The sequence below is a fragment of the Pseudomonas sp. GW456-12-10-14-LB2 genome, assembly GCF_002884345.1.
GTDB classification, from domain to species: domain Bacteria; phylum Pseudomonadota; class Gammaproteobacteria; order Pseudomonadales; family Pseudomonadaceae; genus Aquipseudomonas; species Aquipseudomonas paraglycinae.
This window is the reverse complement of the sequence record NZ_POHV01000039.1, coordinates 1-12,762: the sequence shown is the minus strand read 5'-3', so window position 1 is coordinate 12,762 and position 12,762 is coordinate 1. Positions and strand designations below refer to the sequence as shown.

Genomic DNA, 12,762 nt, shown 5'->3' with positions numbered 1-12,762 from the left:
GGGGGAGATCAGGTGCCGGCAATCAACTGCCGAGCCGCCTGGCTGTGATCGGCAATCAGGCCTTTGAGATCCAGCCCTTCAACCTGCCCGTCAACCACACGCCACTTGCCGCCGACCATCACGCGATCCGCGCGGTCTGCGCCGCACAACAGCAGCGCCGAGATCGGGTCATGGCTGCCGGAGAAACGCAGCTCATCGAGCTTGAACAACGCCAGATCCGCCTGCTTGCCCACCGCCAGTTCACCGATATCGGTACGGCCCAACAGGCTCGCCGAACCCTTGGTCGCCCAGCCCAGCACACGTTCCGGAGTGATCTTTTCGGCGCCATAGCGCAGGCGCTGGATGTACAGAGCCTGACGCGCTTCGAGGATCATGTTCGACGCATCGTTGGACGCCGAACCATCCACACCGATACCGAACAACGCGCCGGCATCGGTCAGTTCGATGCTCGGGCAGATGCCGGACGCCAGACGCATGTTCGAGCTCGGGCAATGGCAGATACCGGTGCCCGCCGCGCCGAGACGGGCGATTTCGTCGGGGTTGAAGTGTATGCCGTGGGCCAGCCACGTGCGCGGGCCGAGCCAGCCGACGCTGTCCAGATAATCCACGGTGCGCAGGCCGAAGCGTTGCAGGCAGAAGTCTTCTTCGTCGAGGGTTTCGGCGAGGTGGGTGTGCAGACGCACATCAAGTTTGTTCGCCAGTTCGGCGCTGGCGGACATGATTTCCGGGGTCACCGAGAACGGCGAGCACGGTGCCAGGGCGATCTGGATTTGCGCGCCGTCGCCACGTTCGTGGTACTCGTGAATCAGGCGATGGCTGTCGTCGAGAATCACCTGGCCTTCCTGCACGGTCTGCTGCGGAGGCAGGCCGCCGTCCTTCTCGCCGAGGCTCATCGAACCTCGGGTGAGCATGGCGCGCATGCCCAGTTCGCGCACGCTTTCGACTTGCACGTCGATGGCGTTTTCCAGACCATCCGGGAACAGGTAATGGTGGTCGGCGGCGGTGGTGCAACCCGACAACAGCAACTCGGCCAGCGCGACTTTGGTGGCGAGGGCGAGTTTTTCAGGCGTCAGGCCCGCCCACACCGGGTAGAGGGTTTTCAGCCACGGGAACAACGGCTGATTGACCACCGGCGCCCAGGCGCGGGTCAGGGTCTGATAGAAGTGGTGATGGGTGTTGATCAGGCCCGGCAGGATCACGTGTTCACGGGCGTCGAACACTTCATTGCATGGGGCGGAAGGTTGCTGGCCGGCGCCGAGCACTTCGGTGATCACACCGTCTTGCAGCACCAGACCGCCACGGGCATCGAGACCGTTGGCCGTGAAAATGGCGAGGGGATTTTTTAACCAGATACGGGTCGCAGGCATTGTGGCCGGCTCCTCTGAAAGTGGGGTTCAGGGTTGCCAGCTCAGTGTTGCCCTGTCTGCTGATCCAGGGTCGCCGCGAGGGGCGAGGTGCGGAGTTTCGAACAAAATGTTGCGACGGGCAAGCCCAACCCGACCAGACACCGGGATAACCCTGCGGGGGCAAGCCCCCCACAGGGTTCAGTGATTACCAGGGAATGGTTTCACCCTTGTAGTTCACGAAATGATGGCCGCCCTTGCCGGCAAACGCGTCCACCTGATCCACCAGGCCACGGGTGCTGGTCTCCACGTCGATGTCGGCACCTTCGCCGCCCATGTCGGTTTTCACCCAGCCCGGATGCAGCGACAGCACCGTGAGTTTCTGCTCGCCCAACTGCGTGACGAAGCTGTTGGTCATCGAGTTCAGCGCCGCCTTGCTGGCCTTGTACAGCGCCAGTTCCGGCGCGTCGGGCATGGTCACACTGCCGAGCACCGAACTCATGAACGCCAGCACGCCGCTGCCGTCGCGGATCTGCCCGACAAAGCGCTGGGCCAGATTGATCGGTGCCACCGCGTTGGTGAAGAACAACTGACCGACTTCCGCCAGCGTCGCGCCGCCCGGAGTTTGCACGTCAGGGCCTTTGACCCCGGCGTTGACGAACAGCAGGTCAAAGGTCTCGCCCTTGAGCTTCTGGCTCAGGGCGATCACCGCTTGCTGGTCGTCCATGTCGAGTTTTTCGATTTGCACGTTGCCCAGTGCTTCGAGAGCCTCGGCGTTGGAAGGATTGCGAACCGTGGCGGTGACTTGCCAGCCGTCGGCCAGCAGGGTTTTCACCAGACCCAGGCCCAGGCCCCGGGAGGCGCCGATGATCAGTGCGTGCTTGGCAGGATTCAGTGCGGACATGATTGGCTTTCCTAGAAGGTTGAAAGATCACGGGTTCAATGGACAACGTTGACCGAGCCGATGTTGCAATTCCTGGCGCAACTCACCGAGCTCGGCCATGCGGGTTTCGACCAGCTTGAGTTTGTCTTGCAGCAGTTGCGTGACGGTGGTGTCGGGGTTTGGCGAGTGCCACAACGCGCCAACGCTGTTGCCAATCTCGCCAAGGGTAAAGCCCAGACGTTGCGCCGTTTTGATATAGAGCACCAGTTGCACCATCTCCGGCGGATAGTCGCGATAACCGTTGGCGCTGCGTTGCGCCGCGATCAATCCGCGCTCCTCGTAAAAACGCAGCGTGTCACGGCTGACATCGCAGGCCTGGGCTAACTCACCGATGCGCATCTTGCAGGTCTCGAAAGTGTTTGACCCTGGAGCATACTCCAGGCTTTACCGTAGTTGCTCCCTGAATTTTCGGAGCAAGGATGATGTGGACTTCAACGCAGTATCGGCAGGTGGTGCGCGGCAGCGCCTGGTATGACTTGATCGTGACGGCGGCGTTTGTCACGCCGTGGAGTTTTGCTGTACTGCATGGGTTGCTGACGGCGCTCAGTCAGGCGCTGGAGCTGCCCGGCGAGCTGCCGCCGTTCGAACCTGCGCATCTGTTGATAGCCAATTTGTTCGGTTCGGTGGTGTGCATGTGGGCGGTGCTGCGGATTCGTGATCCGCAGCCGGTTTATGGGCGCTATGACGCGGTGACGCGGTTTCTGTTCGCCGCGTGGATGACGTATGCCCTGGCCCACGGCGCCAGCTCGTTGGTGGTGGGTTTCCTGGTTCTCGAAGTGGCGTGGGGCATCGCTCAGGCGTTGCCGGTCCGGCCGCTGTCGCGAGCTGTAACGGCTTAGCGCCCGGCCTGCCACGGCTGCCCCAGTGACACCGGCGCATACAACCGCGTACGCAGCGCATCCCGCGACAACAACACCAGCACCAGAATCGTCGCGACGTACGGCAACATCGCCAGCAGACTCGAAGGAATCGCCAGCCCCAACCCCTGCGCCACCAGGTGCAGGATGCTGGCGAGTCCGAACAGATACGCGCCGAGCAGCAATCGCCACACCCGCCAACTGGCGAACACCACCAGCGCCAGCGCTATCCAGCCGCGTCCGGCGGTCATGTTCTCGGCCCACATCGGCGTGTACGCCAGCGACAGATAAGCGCCGGCCAGTCCGGCCATCGCCCCGCCGAACAATACCGCCAGTGTGCGCACGGTCAGCACCGGCAAACCCATGGCACTGGCCGCATCCGGGTTCTCGCCGACCGCTTGAACGATCAGCCCGACACGGCTTTTCACGATCACCCACGCCACCAGCGCAAACAGCGCGAATGACAGGTAAACCAGCAGGTCCTGGGCAAACAGCATGCGGCCGATCAGCGGGATTTCACTCAAGAATGGAATCGCCAGCGGCTCGAATCCCGCCAGCGGTTTGCCGACCCACGCCGCGCCGACAAAGGTCGACAGGCCCACGCCAAAAATCGTCAGCGCCAGCCCGGTTGCCACCTGATTGGCGTTGAACACCAGCGCCACCAGCGCAAACAGCGATGACAACAGCATCCCGGCTAGCATCGCCAGCGCCACACCGAGCCACAGGTTGCCACTGTTGAACGCGACGATGAAACCGATCACCGCGCCAAACAGCATCATGCCTTCCTGACCGAGGTTGAGTACGCCGCTCTTCTCGCAGATCAGCTCACCCAGCGCCACCAACAGCAATGGCGTACCGCAGCGCACCATGGCATAGAAAATATTGCTCAGCAGATCGATATCCATCACAGCGCTCCGGCGGTTACGGCGGTGGTAGAAGTGCGCCGCACCCAGCGCAGGTTCAGGCGTGGCCGATAGAGGATCAGCACGTCACAGGCCAGCAGAAAAAACAGCATCATTCCCTGGAACAGCTGAGTGATCGCCTGCGGCAGATTCAGCGTCATCTGTGCGCTCTCGCCACCGATGTACAGCAGCGCCATCAACAGGCTGGAAAACAGAATACCGATCGGATTGAGCCGCCCGAGAAACGCCACAGTGATCGCCGCATAGCCGTAGCCCGGCGAGACCTGCGGCACCAGTTGGCCGATCGGCCCGGTGACTTCGCAGACACCGGCAAGCCCCGCCAATCCTCCGCTGATCAGCAGTGCGAGCCAGATCAGACGTTTCTCGCGAAACCCGACAAAACCTGCCGCACGCTTGTCCAGGCCCAGCACCTTGATCTGGAAACCGACGAAGCTTTTTTGCAGCAATACCCACACCGCGACCAATGCGAGCAAGGCGAAATACACGCCGATGTGTGCCCGACCGTCCTCCATCAACAGCGGCAGGCGGCTGGCATCGCTGAACATTGCCGACTCGGGAAAGTTGAACCCGGCCGGATCCTTCAGCGGCCCGTGTACGCAGAACAGCAGCAGGTTCAGCGCGATGTAATTGAGCATGATGCTGGTGAGGATTTCGTTGGCGTTGAAGCGCGTGCGCAACCAGGCGGTGAGGCCGGCCCACGCGGCGCCGGCGAACGTGCCAGTCAGCAGGATCAGCACCAGCGCCCAACGGCTTTGCACATCGATGATGTTCACCGCCAGCGCACTGCCGGCGAGGGCGCCGAGCAGCAATTGGCCTTCGGCGCCGATGTTCCAGATCCGCGCCTGATAGGCCACTGCGAGGCCCAACGCACACAACAGAATCGGCAGGGTTTTGACCAGCAGCTCGGAGACGCCGTACAGGTCACTGATCGGGGCGATCAACAAGGTGTGCAAAGTCTTCAGCGGATCATGGCCAAGGGCGACGAACAGCAAAGATCCGCAGACCAGCGTCAGCGCCGCCGCCAGCACCGGCGAGCACCACAGCATCAGGCGCGACTGCCGGCCACGGGGTTCGAGGGAAAGCAACATGGGAAAACTCCGTTAAACCGTGGCCGGTTGTGATTGAGGGGTGTCGAACTGGCCGGCCATCCAGCCGCCGACGTCGCTGAGGCGGGTCAGCGCCGTGTCCTGCAACGCTGACAGGCGCCCGCCGCACAGCGCGCCGAGGCGGTCGCTGATCTGGAACAGTTCGTCGAGGTCTTCGGAGATCACCAGAATCGCCGCCCCGGCATCGCGCAGGGCAATCAGCGCGCGGTGGATGGTGGCCGCCGCGCCGACATCCACGCCCCAGGTCGGGTGCGCGGCGATCAGCAGTTTCGGTTGCTGGAGGATTTCCCGGCCGAGGATGAATTTCTGCAGGTTGCCGCCGGACAGGCTGCGGGCGGCGGTCTGGGTGTCCGGGGTTTTCACGCCGAAGCGCTGGATGATCGTTCGGGCGAGGGTTTCGACCTTGCCGCGCTCTATCAAGCCGTGGCTGACCAGGCCTTGTTGAAAAGCGGTGAGCAGGGCGTTGTCCGCCAGGCTCATGTCCGGCACCGCGCCATGCCCGAGGCGTTCGGCGGGGACGAACGCCAGGCCGAGTTTGCGTCGCGCATCCGGGCGCCGATCGGCGACGGGGTGTTCTCGGAAACGGATGGTTGCCGCTGATTCGCGGGGCAACGTTTGTTCGCCGCTGAGCAAGGCGAGTAACTCGTCCTGACCGTTGCCCGCCACGCCGGCGATGCCGACGATTTCACCGCTGCGCACCTGCAGATCGATGTCGCTCAGGGAGCAGCCGAACGGATCCGGGTTGTGCCAGTTCAATCCACTGACCTGCAAGAACGCCACGCCACCGGTGACCTTCGTGAACTCGCCGATCAATGTCGCGGCTTCTCCCACCATCAATTGCGCCAGTTGCCGATCAGTGCAGTCGGCCGGTACGCAATGCCCGGCCACTCGGCCACCACGCAATACCGTGGCGCTGTGGCACAAGGCGCGCACCTCGCCGAGTTTGTGGCTGATGAACAGAATGCTGCAGCCCTCGGCCGCGAGCCGGCGCAGGGTGATGAACAACTCGTCGGCTTCCTGCGGCGTGAGCACCGAGGTCGGCTCATCGAGAATCAGCAGGCGAATGTCCTGCATCAGGCAACGAACGATCTCGACTCGTTGCCGCTCGCCGATCGACAGGCTGTGGACAAGTCGCTGGGGTTCCAGCGCCATGCCATATCGGCGCGACACTTCACGGATTTTCGCCTCAAGCTGTTTCGGCGAACCGGCCGCTGCACCCATCGCCAATGCAATGTTTTGCGCCACGCTCAAAGTCTCGAACAGCGAGAAGTGCTGGAACACCATGCCGATGCCCAACTGCCGCGCCTGGGCCGGATTGCGCATGCTCACCGGTTGACCCTGCCACAGCATCTCGCCCGAATCGGCCTGGGTGACGCCGTAGATGATCTTCATCAACGTGCTTTTGCCTGCACCGTTTTCACCGAGCAGCGCGTGGATTTCACCGGGGGCGATGCTCAGGTCGATGGCGTCATTGGCGAGGCAACCGGGATAACGTTTGCTGATGTGGCGCAGTTGCAGGCGCGGTGTGGACGTGGGGTTTGGCATGACAGGCTCGGGTCGCTTGGAGTTGTGCCTGTGGATAAAGCAATTTCCTGGCCATTGAGTCAGGAACGCAGGCGACTGCTGTTTGCCAGCCTGTGGCGTAGAGCCTGTGAAATGAATTCGACGTCTTGCGCGGCACCACTTGAGGGCAAAGCCTTTGATCAGGCTCCAGTTTTGCCCGCACCGGGCTGATCAAAAAACGAACAACCTCGCCAAAGCCATGCAGAACCTGCGACTGCGCCAGCCATGAACGGCTTATCCACAGGTTGCTCCACAGTATTTGTGCGCAAGACAAAATCGCGGGCATAAGCACTGCCGGGCTTTCTTCTAAAAGCGATAAACAACGCTAAGCGATTGTTTTTACGTGAAATTGTTCGTTGTGATGGGCGATTGGACGAAAAGTGAGCAAATCCCGCAAAGCCACGTGACAGAAGGGTTACAGCCTCCTGTGCTCAGGTTATCCACAGCCGGGTGCACAGCGGATGTGGGCAAGTCTCGGGTATAAGCAAATCGGCTTGTGCCCTAAAAAATGGCGGGGCTTCAACGCTGCAGCAGGATTCGCCCACGGCTCAGATCGGCCAACTGATTCTGCAACTGCTCGATGTGCGCTTCACCCACGGCCAGTTGCAGCTCGACACCATTGGCGGTGAAGTTTTCCTCGACCACCAATCCGCCCAGATCCGCGACCCGCAGTTTAACCAGCGCCAGTTCGCCAAAGGCGCAGGCGCAACGCACGGGCACGCGACTGATCAACTCGATCTTCGGCGCTGCCTGCAGGCATTTGTTGGCGCCGCCGCCATAGGCCCGGGCCAGACCGCCGGTGCCCAGTTGAATGCCGCCGTACCAACGGATCACCAGCACCGCGACCTGATCGCAGTCCTGCGCTTCGATGGCCGCGAGAATCGGTCGCCCGGCAGTGCCGCCGGGTTCACCGTCGTCGTTGCTGCGGTATTGATCGCCTAGCTTCCACGCCCAGCAATTGTGCGAAGCGTTCAAGTCGCTGTGCTGCTCGATGAAGGCTTGCGCCTCAGCGGGGCTGCCGATCGGCGCGGCGAAGGTGATGAAACGGCTTTTGCGAATCTCTTCGCGGAATTCGCAAAAGCCGCTGAGGGTGAATGGCATAAAACGACTTATATAGAAGAAGTGAGGCCGCAGCCTTTGAGGATGATGCGGATCAGATTGTTGCCGGCGTCTTCCATGTCCTGTTTGGTCAACTTGCTGCGACCGGTCACGCGGCAGATCTGGGTGGCGAAGTCGGCGTAATGCTGGGTGCTGCCCCACAACAGGAAGATCAAGTGCACCGGGTCGACCGGGTCCATCTTGCCCGCGTCGATCCAGGCCTGGAACACCCCGGCGCGGCCCTGGAACCAGGCGCGGTAATCCTGGTTGAAATATTCGGTCAGGCATTCGCCGCCGCTGATCACTTCCATCGCAAAGATCCGCGATGCTTGCGGCTGGCGACGGGAGAATTCCATTTTCGCTCGGATGTAGCGGGTCAGCGCTTCGGCCGGATCGTCCTCGGCCGTCAGGGTGTTGAAGGTGCTGTCCCACAATTGAAGGATGTTGCTCAGCACCGCCACGTACAGTCCCAGTTTGTTGGTGAAGTAGTAATGCAGATTCGCCTTGGGCAGTCCGGCCTTGGTGGCGATGGTGTTCATGCTCGTGCCTTTGTACCCGTGACGGGCGAACTCGTCTTCGGCGGCTTTGATGATGGTCTCTTCGTTCTTCTGACGAATGCGGCTGGCAGGTTTGCCGCCGTGAGCGGGGACTTCAAAGGTCATAGGCACTTCCGGGTTGGTCTGTGGGGTGCAACCAGTTGCGTTGATAGCGCAACCACCGGCGCGGGACAAGCCCCGGGCGAATAAAACCCCGGTCGTCAGCGGGTGGCTGCGAGGCTTTCGAGAAAGCTTTCCAGTACCAGATGAGGGCGGCGGCCCTTGCGGGTGACCGAAGCCAGGCTCAAATCATAGAAACGGGTGCTGGCCTTGAGTGCGCGCAAGCGACCTTGTTGAACCCAGAGACTGGCGTAGTGATCCGGCAGGTAGCCGATGTAACGCCCGGTCAGAATCAGGAACGCCATGCCTTCGCGGTCGGAAGCGCTGGCGGTGCAATTGAGGGCCTGATAGTGCGCCTGGATCTCTGCCGGCAAACGGAAGGTCGGGGCGATGGCGTCCTGACTGTTCAAGCGCTCGTCATCCAGCTGTTTATCGTCGACGTAAAACAAAGGATGACCAACTGCGCAGTAGAGAAGCGAACGTTCGCTGTACAGCGGTTGGTATTCCAGTCCCGACAACGCGCTGGCCTGCGGCACCACGCCGACATGCAGGCGTCCGTCGAGTACGCCTTGTTCGACTTCGTTGGGGGCGATCATGCGGATCTGGATCTGCACGTCCGGCCCGCGCTCCTTCAATTGCGCGAGCGCGTGGGTGATGCGCATGTGGGGCAGGGTGACGAGGTTGTCGGTCAGGCCGATGATCAGCTCGCCGCGCAAGTGCTGGTGCAGGCCGTTGACCTCAGTGCGAAAACTCTCCAGTGCACTCAACAGCTGCAGCGCCGACTGGTAAACCTCCCGACCCTCTTCGGTCAGGGAGAAACCGGCGCGCCCGCGTTGGCACAGACGCAGGCCGAGACGTTGTTCCAGATCACTCATCTGCTGGCTGATCGCCGAGCGACCGATGCCGAGCACGGTTTCCGCCGCCGAGAAGCCGCCGCACTCCACCACGCTGCGAAAAATCCGCAGCAGGCGAATGTCAAAGTCACTGACCTGGGCCAGTGGATCGGGGCGGCGGCTGCTCATGCTGGTGTTCTCATTGTTTAGCAGAGTTCTAACTGAAGGTTAGAAGAGTTGAATTTCACCGACTTTATCCCCGTGGCAATTTACCTGCAACAACGCTTTCTATCTCTCTGAAGCTTATTGCCCTGCGAGGTTTTGCCCGATGAACATGCCTGAAAACGCGCCGTCGCCACTGGCCAGCCAACTGAAGCTGGACGCGCACTGGATGCCGTACACCGCCAACCGCAACTTCCAGCGCGACCCGCGCCTGATCGTTGGTGCCGAAGGCAGCTGGCTGATCGACGACAAGGGCCGCAAGGTATACGACTCGCTGTCCGGTCTGTGGACCTGCGGCGCCGGGCATACCCGCAAGGAAATCCAGGAAGCGGTGGCCAAGCAGTTGGGCACCCTCGATTACTCGCCGGGCTTCCAGTACGGCCACCCGCTGTCGTTCCAGTTGGCGGAGAAAATCACCGACCTGACGCCGGGCAACCTGAATCACGTGTTCTTCACTGACTCCGGTTCCGAGTGCGCCGATACCGCGGTGAAAATGGTCCGTGCCTACTGGCGCCTGAAAGGCCAGTCGACCAAGACCAAAATGATCGGCCGCGCCCGTGGCTACCACGGCGTGAACATCGCCGGCACCAGCCTCGGTGGCGTCAACGGCAACCGCAAGCTGTTCGGTCAGGCGATGATGGACGTCGATCACCTGCCGCACACTCTGCTGGCGAGCAATGCGTTCTCCCGTGGCATGCCGGAGCAGGGTGGTATCGCCCTGGCCGATGAGCTGCTGAAACTGATCGAGCTGCACGATGCTTCGAACATCGCAGCGGTGTTCGTTGAGCCGATGGCCGGCTCCGCTGGTGTGCTGGTTCCGCCACAGGGCTACCTCAAGCGTCTGCGTGAAATCTGCGACCAGCACAACATCCTGCTGGTATTCGACGAAGTGATTACCGGGTTCGGCCGTACCGGCACCATGTTCGGCGCCACCACGTTCGGCGTGACCCCGGACCTGATGTGCATCGCCAAGCAAGTCACCAACGGCGCGATCCCGATGGGCGCGGTGATTGCCAGCTCCGAGATCTACCAGACCTTCATGAACCAGCCGACCCCGGAATACGCCGTGGAATTCCCGCACGGCTACACCTACTCGGCGCACCCGGTGGCTTGCGCCGCAGGTCTCGCGGCACTCGACCTGCTGCAAAAGGAAAACCTGGTACAGAGCGTGGCCGAAGTCGCACCGCATTTCGAAAATACTCTGCATGGTCTGAAAGGCGCGAAGAACGTCATCGACATTCGCAACTTCGGCCTGGCCGGTGCGATCCAGATTGCGGGCCGTGACGGCGACGCCATCGTGCGTCCATTCGAAGCCGGCATGGCGTTGTGGAAAGCCGGGTTCTACGTGCGCTTCGGTGGCGACACCCTGCAGTTCGGCCCAACCTTCAACAGCAAGCCGCAGGACCTTGATCGTCTGTTCGACGCGGTCGGCGAAGTGCTGAACAAGCTCGACTGATTTTTCCTTCTATATAGATACGCCAATAGCAGGCGCCCTTCCGGGCGTCTGCGCACAAGAATTCAGGAGTTCCCCGATGAGCGTTATCCCGCATTTGATCAATGGCGAACTGGTGACCGAGAACGGTCGCGCGGTCGATGTGTTCAACCCGTCCACCGGTCAGGCTATCCACAAGCTGCCACTGGCCAGCCGCGAAACCATCCAGCACGCCATCGACGCCGCCAAGGCTGCGTTCCCGGCCTGGCGCAACACGCCACCGGCCAAACGTGCCCAGGTGATGTTCCGTTTCAAGCAACTGCTGGAGCAGAACGAAGCGCGCATCGCGCAATTGATCAGCGAAGAACACGGCAAGACCCTGGAAGACGCTGCCGGTGAACTGAAGCGTGGTATCGAAAACGTCGAGTTCGCCTGCGCAGCGCCGGAAATCCTCAAGGGCGAGTACAGCCGCAACGTCGGCCCGAACATCGACGCTTGGTCGGACTTCCAGCCGCTGGGCGTGGTGGCCGGTATCACCCCGTTCAACTTCCCGGCGATGGTGCCGCTGTGGATGTATCCGCTGGCGATCGTTTGCGGCAACTGCTTCATCCTCAAGCCGTCCGAGCGTGATCCGAGCTCGACCCTGCTGATCGCGCAACTGCTGCTGGAAGCCGGTCTGCCGAAAGGTGTGCTGAGCGTGGTGCACGGTGACAAGACTGCGGTGGACGCGCTGATCGAAGCGCCGGAAGTCAAAGCGCTGAGCTTCGTGGGTTCGACGCCGATTGCCGAATACATCTATGCCGAAGGCACCAAACGCGGCAAACGCGTGCAGGCACTGGGCGGCGCGAAGAACCACGCGGTGCTGATGCCGGATGCGGATCTGGACAACGCGGTCAGCGCACTGATGGGCGCGGCTTACGGTTCTTGCGGCGAGCGCTGCATGGCGATTTCGGTAGCCGTGTGTGTGGGCGATCAGGTGGCTGACGCACTGGTGGCCAAACTGGTTCCACAGATCAAGGCGCTGAAAATCGGTGCCGGCACTTCTTGCGGTCTGGACATGGGGCCGCTGGTCACCGGTCAGGCGCGCGACAAGGTCAGCGGTTATGTCGAAGACGGCGTGGCAGCGGGCGCGACCCTGGTGGTCGACGGTCGTGGTCTGAGCGTTGCCGGTCATGAAGAAGGCTTCTTCCTGGGTGGCTGCCTGTTCGACAACGTCACGCCTGAGATGCGCATCTATAAAGAAGAGATCTTCGGGCCGGTGCTGTGCGTCGTCCGGGTGAACAGCCTGGAAGAGGCGATGCAACTGATCAACGATCACGAATACGGCAACGGCACTTGCATCTTCACCCGTGACGGTGAAGCGGCGCGTCTGTTCTGCGACGAGATCGAAGTCGGCATGGTCGGCGTCAACGTTCCATTGCCGGTGCCAGTGGCTTACCACAGCTTCGGTGGTTGGAAGCGTTCGCTGTTCGGCGATCTGCATGCCTATGGTCCGGATGGTGTGCGCTTCTATACCCGTCGCAAGGCGATCACCCAGCGCTGGCCGCAGCGTGCGAGCCATGAGGCTTCGCAATTCGCTTTCCCTAGCTTGTAAGTAGAAGGGCAGTGCAACGAAGGCCGACCTTTTAAGGTCGGCCTTCGCGTTTCGGGGCTTTTTTGACCGATATGACAGATTTATGAAAATAAGGGTTGACGGCAAATTCTGAGTCTCTATAATTCGCCCCACTTCCGGCGCAGTCGAAACGGAAAACTCCTTGAGATTCAATGAGTTAAGTAGGTTTCGAAG

The 12,762-nt window shown here is 61.4% G+C and carries 12 protein-coding genes; 3 read left to right on the top strand and 9 right to left on the bottom strand.

Going from position 1 to position 12,762, the window contains the following annotated elements:
• Positions 1–8 precede the first annotated feature (8 nt).
• The 3 genes from C1X29_RS23225 to C1X29_RS23215 all read right to left on the bottom strand — a co-directional run bounded on the left by C1X29_RS23225 (position 9) and on the right by C1X29_RS23215 (position 2,625).
• Positions 9–1,367, bottom strand: coding sequence for an 8-oxoguanine deaminase (locus tag C1X29_RS23225; protein WP_102718465.1), 1,359 nt, complete (start codon positions 1,365–1,367; stop codon positions 9–11).
• Between the two features lie 184 nt (positions 1,368–1,551).
• Positions 1,552–2,238 (bottom strand): SDR family oxidoreductase, encoded by a 687-nt coding sequence (locus C1X29_RS23220; protein ID WP_102718486.1) that lies wholly within the window; start codon positions 2,236–2,238, stop codon positions 1,552–1,554.
• Positions 2,239–2,274: 36 nt separating this feature from the next.
• Entirely contained in the window at positions 2,275–2,625 is a 351-nt protein-coding gene (locus C1X29_RS23215; RefSeq protein ID WP_011332318.1) for a MerR family transcriptional regulator, read from the bottom strand.
• Positions 2,626–2,708: 83 nt separating this feature from the next.
• On the opposite strand from C1X29_RS23215, the gene C1X29_RS23210 reads away from it, so the two are divergent.
• Positions 2,709–3,125: a hypothetical protein gene (locus tag C1X29_RS23210; protein WP_074689713.1), complete on the top strand. Its 417-nt coding sequence runs from the start codon at positions 2,709–2,711 to the stop codon at positions 3,123–3,125.
• On the opposite strand, the gene C1X29_RS23205 is transcribed toward C1X29_RS23210, so the two are convergent.
• The 6 genes from C1X29_RS23205 to C1X29_RS23180 form a co-directional block, all read right to left on the bottom strand.
• Positions 3,122–4,048: an ABC transporter permease gene (locus tag C1X29_RS23205; RefSeq protein WP_102688498.1), complete on the bottom strand. Its 927-nt coding sequence runs from the start codon at positions 4,046–4,048 to the stop codon at positions 3,122–3,124. The genes C1X29_RS23210 and C1X29_RS23205 overlap by 4 nt on opposite strands.
• Positions 4,048–5,154, bottom strand: coding sequence for an ABC transporter permease (locus C1X29_RS23200; RefSeq protein WP_102688497.1), 1,107 nt, complete (start codon positions 5,152–5,154; stop codon positions 4,048–4,050). Before C1X29_RS23200 ends, C1X29_RS23205 begins: the two co-directional genes overlap by 1 nt.
• A gap of 12 nt (positions 5,155–5,166) precedes the next feature.
• On the bottom strand, positions 5,167–6,717 hold the full coding sequence (locus C1X29_RS23195) for an ABC transporter ATP-binding protein (RefSeq protein WP_102718464.1): 1,551 nt from the start codon (positions 6,715–6,717) through the stop codon (positions 5,167–5,169).
• A 537-nt stretch (positions 6,718–7,254) separates the two neighbouring features.
• Entirely contained in the window at positions 7,255–7,836 is a 582-nt protein-coding gene (locus C1X29_RS23190; RefSeq protein WP_102718463.1) for a YigZ family protein, read from the bottom strand.
• An 8-nt stretch (positions 7,837–7,844) separates the two neighbouring features.
• The gene (locus C1X29_RS23185; protein ID WP_011332324.1) at positions 7,845–8,495 is read right to left on the bottom strand and encodes a TetR/AcrR family transcriptional regulator; all 651 of its coding nucleotides are present in this window, start codon (positions 8,493–8,495) and stop codon (positions 7,845–7,847) included.
• A gap of 95 nt (positions 8,496–8,590) precedes the next feature.
• A complete protein-coding gene (locus C1X29_RS23180; protein WP_007958517.1) occupies positions 8,591–9,511 on the bottom strand; it encodes a LysR family transcriptional regulator in 921 nt (306 codons plus the stop codon).
• Between the two features lie 139 nt (positions 9,512–9,650).
• Here C1X29_RS23180 and C1X29_RS23175 point away from each other — a divergent pair, with 139 nt between their 5' ends.
• Together C1X29_RS23175 and C1X29_RS23170 are read left to right on the top strand one after the other, a co-directional pair.
• Positions 9,651–11,000, top strand: coding sequence for an aspartate aminotransferase family protein (locus tag C1X29_RS23175; RefSeq protein ID WP_102718462.1), 1,350 nt, complete (start codon positions 9,651–9,653; stop codon positions 10,998–11,000).
• 76 nt (positions 11,001–11,076) lie between these two features.
• Positions 11,077–12,570, top strand: a complete 1,494-nt coding sequence (locus tag C1X29_RS23170; protein ID WP_011332326.1) for a CoA-acylating methylmalonate-semialdehyde dehydrogenase — start codon at positions 11,077–11,079, stop codon at positions 12,568–12,570.
• Positions 12,571–12,762: the final 192 nt, after the last annotated feature.